The following is a 16,426-nucleotide window of genomic DNA, read 5'->3' as shown; positions in this document are numbered from 1 at the left end:
AGAGCCGTCGCAAGCGCCCCGCCCCGCCCCGGGCCGCGGCTCCGGCTCAGGTCACTTGGCGCCGAGCTCGTACTGCCCGACCTCCAGGAAGTGCCGCATGTCTTCCGGCACGTTGTCGCTGACGGCCTTCTCGGCGGCCTTGCGGAGAGCCGGGCCGAGGTCCGCCCTGTTCAGCATGCGGAGGATGGCGAAGCGGTCGTCCTCGGCGCGGGCGAGCCGGTAACCGGTCTTCACGAAGGCGCGCATGTCCTCGACAGTGCCGTCCAGGGCCTTGCGGGCTTCCCGGCGGACTCCCTGGCCGGTGCTCTCCTCCGCCAGGAGGCGGGCGATGGCGAAGGCGAGGTCGCCCTTCGACATCTCGTCCACCGGCGTCCCGGACGCGGCTTTCGCGTGCGTCGGCGTCGGCGTCACCGCCGGGCCGGCGGCGAACGCGGGAGTGGCGAGGAGCAGGGCCGGCGTCAGGCAGGTGGCCGCGACGAGCAGGGCAGCGCGGGTGGGTCGCATGGGCGTGGGCCTTTCGTGGTCGAACGTCCGATAGCAAGATCATCGTCAGGGAGCGCCCCGGTTTCACTGCCGGAAGTCGGCAATCCCGGCCGTCCTTCGTTGCCGTACCGGCACCCGGCCACCCGGCGCGGGCGGGTGCGGCCGCCGCGTACCGGAACCGAAACGACCGGTGAACGCACCTTCTCCCGGGGCGACTTGATCAGGACAATGAGGCTGTGCCGCATTACGACTACGGGGAATTCCCGCTCGGCGAGGCCACGGTCCGGGTGGCGCTGGCGCCTGTCGGCGAGCCGGCCGGGGGCGCGGGCGGCGCGGACCTGCCCGGCGGGATCGGCGGGGTCACGCCGGTGGGCAGCGGCGACCGGATCGCCGCCCTGGCGTCCGACGCGCTGCGGGCCGTGCTCAGCCCGCTGGGGCCGGTGCTCCAGCAGGTGCACGACGCGGTGCTGGCCACGCCCGACCCGCCGCAGGAGCTGGCCGTCACCTTCGGCGTGCAGATCGGCCAGGACCTGAAGCTGGGCGTGGTGGGCGCCGGCGGGCAGGCGAGCATGACGGTCACGGCGAGCTGGCAGTTCCCGGTACGGGACTGAGGCCATGGGGTGGTTCACGGTGCCCGCCGACGCGCCCCCGGCGGACGCCCGGGGCGCGCTGGTCAGGGTGGTGCACGACGGGACGGCCCGGACGGCGGGCGCGGGCGTCCACCTCGCGGCCCGGTATCTGCTGACCTGCGCCCATGTCGTCAACATCGCGCTCGGACGGCGGTTGCTGAGCCCCGACGACCCGGGTCGGGTCCGGCTGGAAGTCGCCTTCCCGGTCCTGTCCCCCGAGCCCGCCGTGCGCGCACGGCTGGCCGCGTGGGTGGCGCCGCGCGCTGTCGACGGCGCCGGACCGGTGCCCGAGGGTGCCCTGGAGTGGGCCGGCGATCTGGCCGTACTGGAGCTGGACGAGCCGCCGCCGGCCCCGGTGCGCCCGCTGCCCTGGACGGACATGGCCACCGGCCAGGAGGTGCGGGCCTGGTACGGCGGCGGGCAGATGTTCACCTACGCCGACGTTCGGGTGGGCGTGTGTGACGGCCGCGTCGGCTACCTCGACGGGCAGCTTTCGGGCGCGGCCATCGAAGAGGGCTACAGCGGCGGCCCCCTGTGGTCGCTGGGCGACACCGCCGCGGTGGGCCTGGTGATGGGCCGGATCGAGCCGCCGGGCGGTACGTTCTCCGCCCAGCACACGGTCCGGCGCAGCTGGGGCATCACCCGGCAGGCGATCGACGCGGAGCTGACGCGGGTCGGCGCGGGCGAGCTGCTGCGCCCGGACCGTACCCGGGACGGTGCGGCCTTCCCCGAGGACGGCGGGCTGCGCGACATGCTGGCGGGCCCGGTGCAGGCACTGCTCGGGGTGCCGTCGGAGCGCGCGGTGCACGCCACGGCCCTCGCCGCCGAGCTGGGCCTGCGCACTCCGGGGGACGGCTCGGCGCCGACCGTGGAGGAGCTGGCTACGGTCCTGTACACGGTCGAGCGGGCGCTGCCGACGCTGACCGAGTCGGTCGCGCGGACCGTCACCGAGCGCGGTGCCCGCGCCGAGCTGGACCGGCTGCTGGCGCTGGGGCGGCTCGTCGAGGCGGGCGGTCTGCTGTCGGCGGCCGAACACCGCAAGCTGCTCGCCAAGCTGACCGGCCTGACGGGGCATGACCCGGGGCTGCTCCCCCGGGCCGCCGCCGCGGCCCTGCCCTTCGTGGCGCTGCCCGCGCCGCTGCACGGCGCGCGGCTGTCCGCGTCCGCCGTCCCCGCCGTACTGCGGGCGCTGGAGACGTGGACCGGCGACTGCTCGTCCGTGCCGCACGAGACGCCGCGGCTGCCCGCGCTGGTGCGGGTGGTGGAGTACGTCGCGGCGGAGGTCGGCGGGCTGGCGGGCGAGGTGCTGCGGGAGTGGAGCACCCGCGTCGCCCAGCGGCTGGGCGTCCACCCCTCGGCGCTGGACGAGCGGCGGGCGGACGCGGCGCGCTGGGCCGCGCGGACCGCGTCGGCGGGCGCCTGCGTCCTGGTGGAGCTGACCCGGCACACCGACGACCCGCCGGACCGCTACCGCTGCGCGGTGTGGCGGGTGCGCGACGACGGGACGGCCGCCCGTACCGGGCCCCGCGACGACCGCCCGCTGACCGGCGCGGAGGTCGCCCGGCTGGTGCGCGCCGTCGCCAGCGGCGCCGAGGACGCGGGGCAGGGCGTGCCGATGGTGGCGGTGGCCGTCGGCCCGGACGGGCTCCAGCTGCCGGTGGACGAGTGGGACGGCAGGGAGCCCGGCGAGCCGTACCCGGCGCCGCTGGGCGAGGACTTCCTCGTCGTCCTGCGCTGCCCCCAGGTGCGGCGGCACTCGCGCACCGCCGGGCCCGACCTCAGCCGCCGCTGGGAGGCCCGGCGGCGCACCGGCCCGCTGATCGCCGACGAGCGGATCACCAGCGACCGGGAGCTGATGGGGCTGCTGAAGACGACGCACCGGGACCAGGGCAGTGTCGTGGTGCACGGGCCGCCCAAGCACCGGGCGCAGCTGCTGAACGTGTGCTTGTTCATGGGGGTGCCGATCGTGCTGTGGGACCGCGAGGCGGAGGACCACCGGCAGGCGGCGCGCCTGGAACCGTCGCGCCCGTCCGGTCCGTTGGAGGAACTGCCGGAGCGGGTACGGCACTTCCGGGTGCACGCCCACATGGACCCCTCGCAGGCCGCCCGGCCCGCGCTGGTCTGGGAGGACGCCGGACTGCCGCTGCCGGACGAGCTGCGGCTGGCCGATCCGGGCGCGGGGGCGGGCGGGTGAGCGGCGGAGCGTACGGGCCGTGGTGCGCGGGGGCGCGCCGCGGCGGGGAGCGACGGCTGACGGCGGGAGCGGATCGGCGATGACGGAGAACGACGCGTGGCGGCTCTTCCGGGGCGACCGCACTCCCCGGCAGGCGGTGCTGCCCCCGGCGCCGCCCTGGCGGCAGTTCGCGCCGGCCGGCGGCACGGACGGCATACGGCGCGAGCGCCCGTATCTGATCGGCCGGGCCCAGGCGGACGTGGTGAGCGCGGCGCTGCACCTGCGGCGCCCGCTGCTGGTGACCGGCCACCCGGGCACCGGCAAGTCGTCGCTGGCGCACGCCATCGCGCACGAGCTGAGCCTGGGGCCGGTGCTCCAGTGGGCGGTCAACAGCCGTTCGGTGCTCAAGGAGGCGCTGTACGACTACGACGCCATCGGCCGGCTGCGGGAAACCCACCTGCGCCAGGAGCAGCACACGGGCCCGGAGCCGGACATCGGCACGTACATCCGGCTGGGGCCGCTGGGGACCGCGCTGGTGCCGCGCGACGTACCGCGGGTGCTGCTCGTCGACGAGCTGGACAAGGGCGACGTGGACCTGCCCAACGACCTGCTGATGGTCTTCGAGGAGGGCGAGTTCGAGATCCCGGAGCTGTCCCGGCTGCCGGAGGACCGCAGTGAGGTGGAGGTGCTGCTGCACGGCACGGACAGCGGGCGGGTGGGGGTGACGCGCGGCCTGGTGCGCTGCCGGGAGTTCCCGGTGGTGGTGATCACCAGCAACGGGGAGCGGGACTTCCCGCCGGCGTTCCTGCGCCGCTGCGTACGGCTGGCGCTGCCCGACCCGGACCAGCAGCAGCTGCGCAGCATCGTCGCCGCGCACCTCGGCGAGGACGCGCTGACGGGGATGGACGATCTGCTGCAGACCTTCATCGACGAGCGGGCGCACGGCGAGCTGGCCACGGACCAGCTGCTCAACGCGGTATTCCTGCGCAAGGGCGGGGTGAACCTGGACGCCGAGGGGCTGTTGCAGGCGGTGCTGCACCGGCTCGGCGGAGCGGTGTAGCCGTGCCGGGCGGCGGCTCCGGTTTCGAGCAGGTCGGTGCCCTCACCGGCTACGAGATCTCCACCCTGGAGCTGCTGGACATCCTGTGGCTGGCCGGGCGGCTGCCGCGCGACGGCTCGGCGCCGCTGGCGGCCCTCGTGGCGCAGCAGCCGGCCCCGCACCGCGGGAAGGAGGACATGCCCGGAGCGCGGCACCCGGACGATGCGGCGCCCGAGGGAGCCGGACGGGCGCCGGACGCGCCCCACCGCTCCGGCCCCGCCCCGCGGCAGCGGTCCCCGTCCCGGCTCGTCGGCGCGCTGCACGCCGCCGCGTCGGCGGGCGGCGCCCCCGAGTTCGCCGCCGCCGCGCACCCGGAGCGGCGGGACGCCGGGGCGCTGCCCGTACGCGTACCGGAGGGCAAGGCGCTGGGCCACGAGGAGCTGCGGCTCAGCCGGGCGCTGCGCCCTCTCAAGCAGCGCTGGCCGCGCCACGACCGGCAGGAGCTGGACGACGTGGCGACCGTGACGGCGATGGCCGAAACCGGGCTGCCGGACGTGGTGACGCGGCCCGCGCGGGAGCGGTGGCTCGATCTGACGCTGCTCGTCGACGACGGCGTGTCCATGCTGCTGTGGCGCCGCCTGGTCAGCGAACTGCGGTCGCTCTTCGAGCAGTTGGGCGCGTTCCGGGACGTACGGGTGCACGGCCTGGACAGCCGGTCTCCGGCCAGGCCCCGGCTGCGGGCGCGCCCCTTCGACCCCGATCCGGCACAGCTCTCGCCGGCCGCCGTCACCGACCCGTCCGGGCGCAGCCTGATCCTGGTCATCAGCGACGGCGTCGGCTCCTGCTGGCGCGACGGGACGCTGCACGGCGCGCTGGAGCGGTGGGCGCGCCGCGGCCCCACCGGCGTCGTGCACGCGCTGCCCGCGCACATGTGGAGCGGTTCGGGGCTGCGGGCCGAGCCGTGGCGGGTGACCACCCGGCGGCGGGGCGCGGCCAACGACACCTGGGACGTGACCAACGCGCTGCTGCCCGCGGGGCTCGCCGACGACTTCCGCGGCGTCCCGGTGCCCGTACTGGAGCCGCGCCGCGCGGCCGTCGCCGCCTGGGCCCGGCTGGTCGCCTCGCCCGGGGCGAGTGCCGAGCTGCCGCTGCTGGCCCCGCCCACCGCGCCCGGGGTACGCCCGGCGGCGGACACCCGCACCGCGGACGCAGCGGACGCCGTGCTGCGCTTCCGGGACGCCGCCTCCGGCCCGGCGTACCGGCTGGCCGCCCACCTGGCCGCGGTGTCGCCGATCACGGTGCCGGTGATGCGGCTCGTCCTGTCCTCGGTACCGTGGCCCGCCGAGACCTCGCACCTGGCCGAGGTCTTCCTCGGCGGGCTGATGCGCCGGGCCGGGCCCGCGGACGACGCGCCGCCGCAGCACCGCAGCTTCGAGTTCGTCCCGGGCGCCCAGGAGATCCTGCTGGACACCGCTCCCCCGATCGAACTGCTGCGCACCACGCGCGCGGTCACCGAGCGGCTGGCGCGCCTGGTGGGCCGGTCGCCGGACTTCCCGGCGTGGCTGGCGCACCCGTCCGGTACAGGGGAGCTGCTGCCCGGTACGCGGCCGTTCGCCTGGCTGGAGGACCGGCTGCTGACCCACCTCGGGGCCCGGCCGATGGCCCCGGTCCGGGCGCTGCCGCCGGAGACGTACGAGGAGGCGTGGCTGCCGGACGCGCTGCGCGCGGCGCCGTCGTGGCTGCCGCTGCGGGTCCATGATCTGCGAAGCCTGGGACCGTACAACCTGCGGCTGCGCGGCGAGGCGGGCGGCGTGCCGAGCGCGTACATCGGTGCGGACGAGACGGGCGCCGAAGCGCTGCTGCGCGTGTCGCCGACCTTCAACTCGCCGATGGCCAGGGAGCTGCTGGGCGTCGAGTGGCAGGCGCTGCGCCGGATGGACGGCGTCTACGCGCCCGAAGTGCTCGACAGTGATCTGGAGGGCGCGCAGCCGTGGATCGCCCTGCGTCTCGACCGGCTCAGTACGGAGCTGCCGGCGCCGACGCTGCGCGCGCTGCTGCACGCCGCGGGCCCGCTGCACGACTCGCCGCTGTTCCCGTGGCTGGGGTGGCACCTGGCCCGCGCGGTGCTCCGCTGCCATCGCAAGAACATCGTGCACGGCGCGCTGGCGCCCGGAACGGTGCTGGTGACCGAGGAGACGATACGGATCCTGGAGTGGACCTCGGCCCGGATCGACGGGCAGTCCAGCGAGTCGCCCCTGGCCGTGCCCACCGGCTCGCCGCACCGCGCGCCGGAGGCCACCGCCTGGGGCGAGTCGCGGATCGCGGCGGGCGACGTCTACGCGCTGGGCACGATCCTGGTGGACGCCGCGACAGGCCGGTCCTGGCGCTGGTACCGGCGCGACGCGCTCCTCACGCAGGAGGGGTTCCTCCGGCTGGACGGCGGGCTGCGGGACATCCTGCTGCGCTGTGTGGACGAGGAACCGGAGGCCCGGCCGACGGCCGCGGAGGTGGCCGAGGCGTTCGCCGGGCACCTGCCGGAGTCGGTGACGCGGGGCGGCGAGGACGACACGCCCACCGCGCCGCCCGCCCCGGCCGGGCCGGCGGCCGGCCACCCCGACGAGGACGCCGAACACGACCGGCTGCTGGCCACGGTCCGGGCGCCGCTGAGGCGTCCGCTGCACATCGCCCTGCTCGCCCTGAAGGACCGGGTGGGCTGCACCACCACGACGACCGTGCTCGGAGCGCTGCTGGCCGAGCAGCGCCGGGAGCCCGTCCTGGCCATTGACGCGGACCGGCACGCCGGCGGTCACATCCGTATCGCGCGGCGCGTCTACCGCAATACCGAGGCCCGGCTGACGGATCTGGCGCAGGACGCGGGGCGGGTCCGCGATGCCGACGACTTCCGCATGTTCATGTCCCAGCACCGGTCCGGCCTGCTGGTGCTCGCCAACGACTCCGTGAACCGCGCGGGACCGCCCGGCCAGTTCTCCGACGGGGACTACGCGCAGGTGGCCGAACTGGCACAGCGGTACTGCGCCGTCACCCTCGCCGACACCGACCGGTTTCCGCAGGCGGTGCTGCACCACACCGACCGGGTGGTGATCGTGACCCGGGCCGACCCGGCCGGGCTGACGCACGCGCAGCAGTCGATGGACCGGCTGCTCACCCTGGGCCTGCCGCACCTGGCGGCGGACGCGGTGGTGGTGCTCAACCACAGCCGCCCGGAGGCCGGCTGGACGCTGAACCCGGCCTCCGTGCACGCGCTCGCCTCGCGGTGTCGGAGCGTGGTCATGGTGCCGCGCGACAGCCACCTGGCCACCGGCAGCGTGGTGGAGCTGTCCTGGCTGGCCCCGGAGACGTACCGGGCGTATCTGCGGCTGGCGGCGCTGCTTCTCGAAGGCCGGTGAGCAAGGCCGGCGAGCGAGGGCGCCGGGGCCGGCGAGCCTGCGTCTCACGGAACGCGGCAGAGGGCTGCCACGTTCCAGCAGCATGAGAAGCGCTGTGCTTGTTGTGACCATCGCCGCCGCTGCCGGCATCTTCCTGGCCTTGGCGGATCGCGTATTGCTGTGGTCGGAGCGCCGCGGATGGATCTACTACCGCAAGACGAAGGGGCGTACCTCGGTGCTGGCAGAGGAGTTCTCCCCGGCAGCACAGGCGGTGAAGAGGGCGATGGAGCAGGAAAGGGTCCGCAAGAACGTCCGGCCCGCGGAGGGCCCGCCACTCAGCGTGGACCTGGACAAGGGCGTCGCACGGATCCGTCACGCAGAGCCCGGCCGGCAAGAACCTGCCGACCCGGAATGAGAATCCGACACCGGACTTGATCAGCTGCCTGCGGGCCCGCGGCCTGGGCGGACACTTCGTCAGGCCCCACTACGCTCACCGTATGACCACGGACTACGCCACCTATATCGCCGGTCTTCCGCGTGTGCTCGCGGGTGCCGGTGTCATCTTCCGCGACGCCGACGACCGGGTGCTGTACGTCGAGCCGAACTACCGCGACACCTGGATCCTGCCCGGCGGCACCGTCGAGTCGGACGCGGGCGAGTCGCCCCGTCAGGCCGCGCGGCGGGAGACCGCCGAGGAGATCGGCCTGGACATCGAGCCGGGCCGGCTGCTGGCCGTCGACTGGGTGCGCGGCCCCGGACGCCCGCCGCTGGTGTCGTACCTGTACGACGGCGGCGTACTGGACGCGGGCCAACTGGCGGCCATCCGCCTCCAGGAGACGGAACTGCTGTCCTTCTCCCTGCTGACGTGGGAAGAGGCGGAACCGCGGCTGTCTCCCCCGATGGCCCTGCGCATGCGGGCCGCACTGGACGCGCTGGCGGGCGGGGGCGGGCCGGTGGAGCTGGAGGACGGCGTCGCGCCGGCCGCCTCCTGACGGCCGGCCCGCCACCCCTCGGGTCCGGGCCCGCCCCCTTGACTTCAAGCCCGCTTGAGGTTGCATCGTCTCCGCATGACGTTCTTCCCGGATGCGGCGGTCCCGCCGGGCCGCCTGGCGGTGGGTGTGGTGCTGCCGTCGCCCGCCGTGCGGCGCGAGCAGAAACTCACCCTCACCGAGGCGGCCCGGCACGCGGAACGGGCCGGGCTCGACCTCGTCGCGCACCGGGACGCCCCGGCCGGCGAACCGTCGCTGGACGCCGCGGTGGCGGTGGCGGCGGTCGCCGCGGCGACCGAGCGCATCACCGTCGTCAGCACGGCGTACGCACCGGCACTCCGGTCCCCGGCCCGGGCCGCCGAGGAGATCGCGAGCCTCCAGTACGTCGCGGACGGGCGGCTGGTGCTCGGCGTGGGGACCGGCGGCGGGCGCGCGCGGTGGGCGGCGGCGGGTGTGCCGTACGAGGAACGGGGCCGCCGGACCGACGCGACACTGCGGCTGCTGCCGCGCCTGCTTGCGGGCGACGGGGGAACACCGCCGTACGAACAGGGCATCCGCGCGGCCGATTTATGGCCCGCCGTGGCCATGCCGCCCGTCTGGATCAGCGGCAACTCCCGCAGCGCCATACGGCGCGCGGCACGCCTGGGCGACGGCTGGCACCCCGGCCTGGCACCACCCGCCGAAGTCGCCGCGGGCACCGTGCACCTGGCCGAACTCGCCGCCGCCTTCGGCCGTCCGGCCCCGGCCGTCGTCGTCGGCGCCATGGGCGCGCTCGGCACGGAACCGGACCTGCCCACCCGTACGGATTTCGCGGCGGGCCTGGCCGTGGCCTACGGCTCCACGCCGGAACACTTCGCCGAGGTCCCCGTGACCGGCGGCGTCCGGGAAGCCGCCGAGCGCCTGCACAGTTACTGCGGCGCGGGTGTCTCCCGCGTCCTGATGACGTTCGCGGGCGGCGACTGGCGGCATCAGGTGGAGTTGCTGGCGGAGGTACGGGGGTTGGTGGCGTGAGCCCGGAGGGCGGGACCGTAGGCTGCCCGGCGTGAAGGAGAGCACGGACCACCACGACGAATCGCACGGCGATCACTGGGCCGGGCACGGGGCAGCCGCCCTGGCGGAAGTGCCGGGCGTCATCGGCGTCACCCTCGGCGGCAGCCGGGCCAGGGGCACCCACCGCCCGGACTCGGACTGGGACCTCGGCGTCTACTACCGCGGCGAGCTCGGTCTCGCCGCGCTCGCGGACCTGGCCGCCGAGATCACCGGCGCGCCGGTGGAGATCCACGGGCCGGGTGCCTGGGGCGACTGGGTGAACGGCGGAGCGTGGCTGGTGATGCCGGACGGGCGGCATGTGGACTGGCTGTTGCGGGATCTCGACCGGGTGGAGACCGTGTGGCGGGAGTGCCGGGCGGGGCGGTTCGAGATCGGCGCCCAGGTGGGGCATCCGCTGGGGTTCTGGTCCCCGGCGTACGCGGGTGAGCTGGCGCTGGCGCGCGTCCTGGCCGATCCGTCCGGGGAGCTGGGCCGTCTCAAGGCGGAGATGCGGGAGTATCCGGAGCCGCTGCGAAGCGCGCTGACCGGCACGGCGGTCTGGGACGCCGGGTTCTCCGTGGCCATGGCGGGCAAGTCGCACGCGGCCGCGGACACGCTGCACGCGGCGCTGTGCCTGGCGCGGGCGGTGGGCGACCTGACCCAGGCCCTGCACGCCCACCACCGGACCTGGCTGATCAACGAGAAGGGCGCCCTCGCAGCCGCCGCAGCCCTGCCCGGCGCGCCGCCTGCTTTCGAGGAGCGGGCGAGCGCACTGCTGGGCGAACTGGGCCGTACAGGGCCGGAGTTGGCGCGTTCGCTGAAGGTGGCGGAAGAGCTGGTGGCGGATGTGCGGGCAGTGGTGGAGAGCGCCGGCTGAGGACACGGGCGGCGGCCGGCCGCCTGCGCCTCACCCGAACAGCGGCTCCTGCCCCGGCACGGAGCCTGCCCGGGCGGCTCCGCCCCGCGCCGCGTCTGCCCGCACGGTTCCGCCCCGCTCGAAGGACAGCAGCCGGCGCTTGCGGTCGAGCCCGCCGCCGTAGCCCGTGAGGCTACCGCTCGCCCCGATGACGCGGTGGCAGGGGATGATGATGCCGATCGGGTTCTTGCCGTTGGCCAGGCCGACCGCGCGGGCCGCGGACGGCTTGCCGAGGCGTTCGGCGAGCTGTCCGTACGAGAGCGTCGCGCCGTACGGGATCTCGCGCAGGGCGTCCCAGACGCGGCGCTGGAAGGGCGTGCCCCGCGGGGCGAGGGGCAGGTCGAAGTCGGTGAGCGTGCCGTCGAAGTAGGCGCGCAGCTGCTGGACGGCTGCCGCGAAGGGCGGCTCCGCGATGTCCTCCGGCGGGCCGAAGGACTCCTGGGGCGGGCGGTGGCGCTGGTCGGTCATGTAGAGGCCGGCGAGGGCGTCCCCCTCGGCGACGAGGGTCAGCGGGCCGTACGGGGTGTCGGGCAGGACGGCGTGGCAGCGCGCGCCGCCGGTGGTCACGGGAACGGACATGGGATCGCCTCAGTCGGTGGGGAGGTGGTTGATGGGGTGGTCATCGGTGGCCCAGAGGTACTGGACGGCGTACGCGCGCCACGGGCGCCAGCGCGCCGAGTGCCGTATCAGCGCCGCCGGGGTGGCCGGCAGCCCGAGGCCGGCGGCGGCGCGGCGCAGGCCCAGGTCGGTCGGGGTGAACGCGTCGGGGTCGCCGAGAGCCCGCATGGCGACGCACTCGACGGTCCAGGGGCCCACGCCGGGCAGCGCCGCCAGCTGGGCGCGGGCCCGGTCGCGGTCGCTGCCGACGCCGAGCTGGACGGTCCCGTCGGCCAGGGCGGTGATCATGGTGGTGAGGGTGGCGCGCCGGGTGCGCGGCATGGCGAGCGTCTCGGGGTCGAGCCCGGCCAGCTCGGCGGGGGCGGGGAAGAGGTGGGTCAGGCCGCCCGCCGGGTCGTTGATCGTGCGGCCGTACGCGGTGACCAGCCGGCCCGCGTGCGTACGCGCCGCCGCGGTGGACACCTGCTGGCCCAGGACGGCCCGTACCGCGAACTCGTCGGCGTCCACCGTGCGCGGCACCCGCCGCCCCGGCGCCTTGCGGACCAGCGGGGCCAGCACGGGGTCCTCGCCGAGCAGCCCGTCCACCGCCTCCGGGTCGGCGTCCAGGTCGAGCATCCGGCGGCAGCGGGCGATGGCCCCGGCGAGGTCGCGCAGGTCGGTCAGGGAGAGCCGGCAGTCGATGTGGTCGGGGCGCGGGGTGAGGGCGACGATGCCGTGCCCGTACGGGAGGGCGAGCGTGCGCCGGTACGCGCCGTCCCGCCACTCCTCCACGCCCGGTACGGCGGTCGCGGCCAGGTGTCCGAAGAGGTTGTCCGGGCACAGCGGCTGCCGGAAGGGCAGCCGCAGGGCGAGCGTGCCGGGCAGGGCCGCCGCGCCGGTGCCCGGCCGGGCGCGCCGCCGCAGCTCGGTGGGCGCGAGCGCGAACACCTCGCGCACCGTGTCGTTGAAGGTGCGGATGCTGGCGAACCCGGCGGCGAACGCCACGTCGGCCATGGGCAGTTCGGTGGTCTCGATGAGCAGGCGTGCGGTCTGGGCGCGCTGCGCGCGGGCCAGCGCGAGCGGCCCGGCACCCAGCTCTGCCAGCAGCTGCCGCTCGACCTGGCGGGTGCTGTAGCCGAGCCGGGCGGCCAGTCCCGGCACGCCCTCGCGGTCCACGACGCCGTCGGCGATCAGCCGCATGGCGCGCGCGACGCAGTCGGCGCGCTCGTCCCACTGCGGCGATCCGGGGCTGGCGTCCGGGCGGCACCGTTTGCAGGCGCGGTACCCGGCCTGCTGCGCGGCGGCGGCGCTCGGGTAGAAGGTCATGTTCTCGGGTTTGGGCGGCACCACCGGGCAGCTGGGACGGCAATAGATACGCGTGGTGCGCACCGCCGTGTAGAACCACCCGTCGAACCGGGCGTCCTTGGACTGGACGGCGCGCAGACAGCGCTCGAAGTCGGTGTGCATACGTCCAGGATCGGGCAGCCGCGGGCGGCGGGCTGGCGGTTTTCCGACATCAGCGTTCGGTGACCAGCGACGGCCCGGAGGAAAATCCGCCGGGAACCGCTGTCCGACCCGACGTGGCATACGGCACCCGCCACGAATTTGCGCCGGTCCGGGGGCGGTGTGCGAGAGTGGGCGACCCGGTTGGCCGGGCGCGCACGCGTGTGCTGCCGCTGCCGGGACCCCCTACTTCAGACGAACGGTTCCGGCCGCGCCTCCAGCGTGTCCGCAGTCGTTCCCTCCCCTACGTCCTTCTCAGAGAGTGATGCAGGCAACGACTCTTCTCCCCCGGACCGAGGACCTGTTCACCCAGGGCCTTCAGCTCCAGGAGGGCGCCGCCCTCCTGCGTTTCGGCGCCGCGCGGCAGCGGCCCGCCGACCGGTCCAGTTGGTGCAACGCCGGTGCCGCCGCCTGGCTCGACGCCGCCCGCGGGCACGTGTGGAGCGTCGGCGAGGCCGACGCCGCCGCCGGTCTCGTGCTGCGTGCCGCGCAGGGATTTCCCGACGGCGTACGGGAGTTCACCGGGCCGCGCGGCACCGAGACGCTGGTCGGCCGTCACCTGGCGGTGACCGACGTGGTCGAGTGGGTGTTCCGCTGGACGCTGGAGGAACCGTCCGTCCACCCGGCGGAGTACCGCGTGGTCGCGCTCGACGAGAGCCACCACGGGGAGCTGCTCGCCTTCCTCAACGAGCACAGCCCGGCCCACTCGACCGGCCCCGGCTCGGCGGACGTGAGCCTGTGGGCCGGTATCCGCGGCGCGGACGGGCGGCTGGTGGCGTGCGGCGCGATGAGCAGCCTGCGGGACAGCGGCGCGCCGCTGATGGCGTCCGTCGCGACCGACGCCGCCCAGCGCGGCCAGGGCCTGGGCGCGGCGCTGACCTCGTGGCTGACCCGGCACACCGTACGGCGGCACGGCTTCTGCACGCTGTGGCAGCTGGCCGACAACGCGCCCGCCGAGCGGCTCTACGACCGCCTCGGCTACCGCAACGAGGACCCGTGCGTGTCGGCACGGTTCGCCTGGCACTGAGCGCCGGGCGGCCCCGTCTCGCGGCCGGTCAGCCCACCCGCGCCGCGAACGCCGCGTACGCCCGCTCGTCGAAGAGCACGAACCGCACCTCCTCGACGGCCGTCTCCGCCGCCCGTACCGTCTCCACCGCGATACGGGCGGCGTCGTCCAGCGGCCAGCGGTAGATCCCGGCGGAGATGGCCGGGAAGGCGACGGTACGGGCGCCCAGCTCGTCGGCGACCCGCAGCGACTCGCGGTAGCAGGAGGCGAGCAGGTGCGAGCGGTCCTCGGACCCGGACCAGACCGGGCCGACCGTGTGGATCACCCAGCGGGCCGGCAGCCTGCCCGCCGTGGTCGCCACGGCCTGTCCGGTCGGCAGCCCCTTGCCGTAGTGCGAGGCCCGCAGCGCCCGGCACTCGGCCAGGATCTCCGGGCCGCCGCGCCGGTGGATCGCGCCGTCCACTCCCCCGCCGCCCAGCAGCGAGGAGTTGGCGGCGTTCACGACGGCGTCGGCCGGCTGTTCGGTGATGTCACCGGCGACGAGGGTGAGGGCGGGGGCGGATGCGGATGCGGTCATACGGCCATCATGGTCCCGTGTCCCCGGCGCCGGCGGCGGGCCCCGGCGGTCCGGCCGTGTCCCCGGCTGTGACGGGCCAGCTGATCTCGAAGTACTTCACCCGCTCGTCCTCCCCCACGGGCTGCATTCCGGCTGCGGCCATGACGCGCTGGGACGCGGTGTTGCCGTGGTCGGCGTCGCCCTTCACGCAGGTGACGCCCCGTTCCTGGGCGAGGCGCAGCAGCTCGCGCAGGGCCTCCGCCGCGTACCCGTGGCCGCGTGCCGCGGGCACCAGGCCGTAGCCGATCGTGACGCTGCCGTCCGCGGCGGGCGGCCGGTGGAACCCGACGCCGCCGATGGCGAGCCCGTCCGCCCGGCGGCGTATCTCGTAGTCCCCGAAGGGCTGCGGATCGCCGGTGGACGCGCAGTGGCCCAGGAAGTCGTTGGCGGACTTCACGTCCCCGTCGGTGGGATAGCCGGGTGCCCAGCGGTCGCCGTCGGCCGGGGCGCGCGCCACCAGCCGCTCCGCCTCGGCGGCGGTGAGCGGGTGGAGCACCAGCCGCGCTGTCTGAAGATCACTCATAGCCAGGGGATTACCACGCACGACGAGCGGGCCGCACCGGAATTACGGGCCCCGGCACCCGCCGGTACCGCGGGCGCCCGTACCGTCACCGTTCGGTCGTGAGGTAGCCGGTGAGCATGGCCACCAGCTCGTTCTCGAACCGGGTGATGTCCACGGGGTCCGGTGCCGCCAGGAGCTGGTGGACGAGGAGTTCGATGGTGGCCACGGCGAGCCGGGCGGCGACGTGCGTGTCCGCGACCCGGACCTGCGGATGGCGCTCGAACAGCGCCTGGACGGAGGCGACCCGCGCCCGGTGGTGCCGGGCGACCTTGTCGAGGAGTTCCGGGGTCCGGGGGCCCTGCTCGGCCATGACGCGCAGCAGTTGGGGGTCGTCCAGGTGGTTGTCGATCGAGGTGCGCACGAAGAGCCGCATGGTCTCTTCGAGGGAGTCGGGCAGCTGCCCGTCCAGCCGCTCCTCGGCGGCGGCGGCCCCGGCGTCGAGGTGCCGGATCAGCAGCTCCACCAGGATCGCGTCCTTGTTCGGGTAGTACTGGTAGAGCGATCCGATCGAGACCCGCGCCCGTTCGGCGATGCGGTTGGTGGTCCCCGCGGCGTAGCCGTACTCGGCGAAAACGTGAGCAGCCGCGGCGAGGATGCGCTGCCGGGTCGCCTCGGCGCGGGCCTGGCGTGGCTGTTTACGTGGTGCGAGGCCCTGGCGGTCGGTCGGCATGACACCTCCTGGGAAGCCCCTCGAATGCGAGTGGCGAAGACCTGAGCAATTACTCACAATGGTGCCATGAGCTGCGGGGGAGCGGCTGTTGCCGCCACCGTCGGCGGAGCCTCCGGACGCCGGGGCGCCGTTGCCGCCCGCGCCCGTCCGCCGTATCGCCCCTCCCGGAAGGAGCCGCCATGACGCACACCCTCGCCCGCCCCCGCCGGTTGTCCATGGAGGAGGTCCGCGCCCGGCTCGGTGAACCCGAGTCCATGCTGGAGAACAAGAAGATCGACCATATCGACGGGTTCATCCGCCGCTTCATCGCGCACTCGCCGTTCCTGTCGCTGGCCACCGCGGACGCGGCCGGACACGCCGACTGCTCGCCGCGCGGCGACTACCCGGGATTCGTGAAGGTCCTGGACGAGCACACGCTCGCGATACCCGACCGGCCGGGCAACCGGATCGCCGACTCGCTCCGCAACATCGCGGAGAACGGCGAGGTCGGGCTGTGCTTCCTGGTGCCCGGCATGTCGGAGGTACTGCGGGTCAACGGCCGGGCCTACCCCACCGACGAGCCCGACGTGCTGACCAGGATGCGCACCGAGGCCAAGGCGCCGGTGCTGGCGATCGTCGTGGAGGTGGCCGAGGCGTACTTCCACTGCGGCCGTGCGCTGCTGCGGTCGCGGCTGTGGGACCCGGCAAGCACGGCCCTCGCCGACGAGTTGCCGTCGGTCGGCGAGGTCGCCGCCGCGCAGTTCGGGGGCGACCTCGATCCGCAGCACTTCGAAGCCGTCCTCGCAGAGTCCTACCGCAAGCTCTTCTGATCGTGCCGGAAGAAGCTCC

16 protein-coding genes are annotated in these 16,426 nt (G+C 75.1%); 10 read left to right on the top strand and 6 right to left on the bottom strand.

Features of this window, described 5'->3' with window-relative positions; translation table 11 throughout:
• Positions 1 to 51 precede the first annotated feature (51 nt).
• Positions 52 to 504: an ALF repeat-containing protein gene (locus IH45_RS0101680; RefSeq protein ID WP_030660085.1), complete on the bottom strand. Its 453-nt coding sequence runs from the start codon at positions 502 to 504 to the stop codon at positions 52 to 54.
• 215 nt (positions 505 to 719) lie between these two features.
• Here IH45_RS0101680 and IH45_RS0101675 point away from each other — a divergent pair, with 215 nt between their 5' ends.
• From IH45_RS0101675 to IH45_RS0101640, 8 genes are all read left to right on the top strand, one after another.
• Positions 720 to 1,094, top strand: a complete 375-nt coding sequence (locus IH45_RS0101675; RefSeq protein WP_030660083.1) for a CU044_2847 family protein — start codon at positions 720 to 722, stop codon at positions 1,092 to 1,094.
• A gap of 4 nt (positions 1,095 to 1,098) precedes the next feature.
• Positions 1,099 to 3,306 carry a VMAP-C domain-containing protein gene (locus tag IH45_RS0101670; RefSeq protein ID WP_050514441.1) on the top strand — a complete coding sequence of 736 codons (2,208 nt, stop codon included), beginning with the start codon at positions 1,099 to 1,101 and terminating at the stop codon, positions 3,304 to 3,306.
• A 79-nt stretch (positions 3,307 to 3,385) separates the two neighbouring features.
• Positions 3,386 to 4,345, top strand: coding sequence for an AAA family ATPase (locus IH45_RS0101665; RefSeq protein ID WP_030660079.1), 960 nt, complete (start codon positions 3,386 to 3,388; stop codon positions 4,343 to 4,345).
• 2 nt (positions 4,346 to 4,347) lie between these two features.
• Positions 4,348 to 7,731, top strand: coding sequence for an SAV_2336 N-terminal domain-related protein (locus IH45_RS0101660; protein WP_030660077.1), 3,384 nt, complete (start codon positions 4,348 to 4,350; stop codon positions 7,729 to 7,731).
• A 103-nt stretch (positions 7,732 to 7,834) separates the two neighbouring features.
• Positions 7,835 to 8,125, top strand: a complete 291-nt coding sequence (locus IH45_RS01000000142970) for a hypothetical protein (protein WP_234440393.1) — start codon at positions 7,835 to 7,837, stop codon at positions 8,123 to 8,125.
• An 82-nt stretch (positions 8,126 to 8,207) separates the two neighbouring features.
• Positions 8,208 to 8,702: an NUDIX domain-containing protein gene (locus tag IH45_RS0101650; RefSeq protein WP_030660073.1), complete on the top strand. Its 495-nt coding sequence runs from the start codon at positions 8,208 to 8,210 to the stop codon at positions 8,700 to 8,702.
• A 75-nt stretch (positions 8,703 to 8,777) separates the two neighbouring features.
• Positions 8,778 to 9,710: an LLM class flavin-dependent oxidoreductase gene (locus tag IH45_RS0101645; RefSeq protein WP_050514439.1), complete on the top strand. Its 933-nt coding sequence runs from the start codon at positions 8,778 to 8,780 to the stop codon at positions 9,708 to 9,710.
• Between the two features lie 31 nt (positions 9,711 to 9,741).
• Positions 9,742 to 10,605: a nucleotidyltransferase domain-containing protein gene (locus IH45_RS0101640; RefSeq protein WP_078897115.1), complete on the top strand. Its 864-nt coding sequence runs from the start codon at positions 9,742 to 9,744 to the stop codon at positions 10,603 to 10,605.
• A gap of 30 nt (positions 10,606 to 10,635) precedes the next feature.
• Here IH45_RS0101640 and IH45_RS0101635 read toward each other — a convergent pair whose 3' ends face one another.
• Together IH45_RS0101635 and IH45_RS0101630 are read right to left on the bottom strand one after the other, a co-directional pair.
• Positions 10,636 to 11,223: a methylated-DNA--[protein]-cysteine S-methyltransferase gene (locus IH45_RS0101635; protein WP_050514438.1), complete on the bottom strand. Its 588-nt coding sequence runs from the start codon at positions 11,221 to 11,223 to the stop codon at positions 10,636 to 10,638.
• Positions 11,224 to 11,232: 9 nt separating this feature from the next.
• Positions 11,233 to 12,708 carry a DNA-3-methyladenine glycosylase 2 gene (locus IH45_RS0101630; RefSeq protein ID WP_030660064.1) on the bottom strand — a complete coding sequence of 492 codons (1,476 nt, stop codon included), beginning with the start codon at positions 12,706 to 12,708 and terminating at the stop codon, positions 11,233 to 11,235.
• A gap of 301 nt (positions 12,709 to 13,009) precedes the next feature.
• On the opposite strand from IH45_RS0101630, the gene IH45_RS0101625 reads away from it, so the two are divergent.
• Positions 13,010 to 13,771 (top strand): GNAT family N-acetyltransferase, encoded by a 762-nt coding sequence (locus IH45_RS0101625; RefSeq protein ID WP_030660063.1) that lies wholly within the window; start codon positions 13,010 to 13,012, stop codon positions 13,769 to 13,771.
• 28 nt (positions 13,772 to 13,799) lie between these two features.
• Here the strand turns inward: IH45_RS0101625 and IH45_RS0101620 are convergent, their stop codons facing one another.
• The 3 genes from IH45_RS0101620 to IH45_RS0101610 all read right to left on the bottom strand — a co-directional run bounded on the left by IH45_RS0101620 (position 13,800) and on the right by IH45_RS0101610 (position 15,598).
• The gene (locus tag IH45_RS0101620; RefSeq protein ID WP_030660061.1) at positions 13,800 to 14,327 is read right to left on the bottom strand and encodes an O-acetyl-ADP-ribose deacetylase; all 528 of its coding nucleotides are present in this window, start codon (positions 14,325 to 14,327) and stop codon (positions 13,800 to 13,802) included.
• Between the two features lie 7 nt (positions 14,328 to 14,334).
• Positions 14,335 to 14,889 carry a GNAT family N-acetyltransferase gene (locus IH45_RS0101615; protein ID WP_030660059.1) on the bottom strand — a complete coding sequence of 185 codons (555 nt, stop codon included), beginning with the start codon at positions 14,887 to 14,889 and terminating at the stop codon, positions 14,335 to 14,337.
• A gap of 85 nt (positions 14,890 to 14,974) precedes the next feature.
• A complete protein-coding gene (locus IH45_RS0101610; protein ID WP_030660057.1) occupies positions 14,975 to 15,598 on the bottom strand; it encodes a TetR/AcrR family transcriptional regulator in 624 nt (207 codons plus the stop codon).
• A gap of 179 nt (positions 15,599 to 15,777) precedes the next feature.
• On the opposite strand from IH45_RS0101610, the gene IH45_RS0101605 reads away from it, so the two are divergent.
• Positions 15,778 to 16,407, top strand: coding sequence for an MSMEG_1061 family FMN-dependent PPOX-type flavoprotein (locus IH45_RS0101605; protein ID WP_030660055.1), 630 nt, complete (start codon positions 15,778 to 15,780; stop codon positions 16,405 to 16,407).
• Positions 16,408 to 16,426: the final 19 nt, after the last annotated feature.

Origin of the sequence: Streptomyces rimosus subsp. rimosus, from assembly GCF_000720725.1 — a bacterium.
In the GTDB taxonomy this organism is placed as follows: Bacteria; Actinomycetota; Actinomycetes; order Streptomycetales; family Streptomycetaceae; genus Streptomyces; species Streptomyces rimosus_A.
Note: the sequence above shows the minus strand (reverse complement) of the source record. Positions and strands in the feature narration are given on the sequence as shown.